Origin of the sequence: Mesorhizobium sp. M3A.F.Ca.ET.175.01.1.1, from assembly GCF_004791945.1 — a bacterium.
GTDB lineage: Bacteria > Pseudomonadota > Alphaproteobacteria > Rhizobiales > Rhizobiaceae > Mesorhizobium.
Genome location: NZ_SRTP01000162.1, coordinates 1 through 355, shown reverse-complemented (window position 1 = coordinate 355; position 355 = coordinate 1). Strand labels below are relative to the sequence as shown.

2 pseudogenes are annotated in these 355 nt (G+C 62.8%); both read right to left on the bottom strand.

The features are described 5' to 3' along the window. A pseudogene (locus EN818_RS34125) lies at positions 1-92 on the bottom strand (D,D-dipeptide ABC transporter permease); the annotation flags it as partial. Then, positions 79-355 (bottom strand): annotated as a pseudogene (locus EN818_RS34120) (transporter); the annotation flags it as partial. The pseudogenes EN818_RS34120 and EN818_RS34125, both read right to left, overlap by 14 nt.

Below are 355 nucleotides of genomic sequence, written 5' to 3'. Positions count from 1 at the left end.
AGCGCGATGATGATCAACATGCCGACCAGCGCCAGCCGGTTGGCGGAGAAGCGACGCCAGGCGACATAGGCGCGGCCTATTCGCCCGGTCACCGTCGCCCGCGAACGACCAGATGCGGTTGGCCAGCATGCCGACCGTCCACCCGTTGGATTGCTTGAGCACGACGCCGGTCGGTCCCGCGCCCCACTTTCCGGAGCCGAGCATTGAATCGGTCGCCGTCGGAACCAGAAAGACAGGTCCCACCCCCCATATAATACCACCAGCCGTGGGCTGCTTGGGAGAAAAGAACAGGCTTTGCGTGATATCGCCTAGGCCAAACAGGCTGCCGGAATCAGCTGCTATGTCGCTCTGCCAT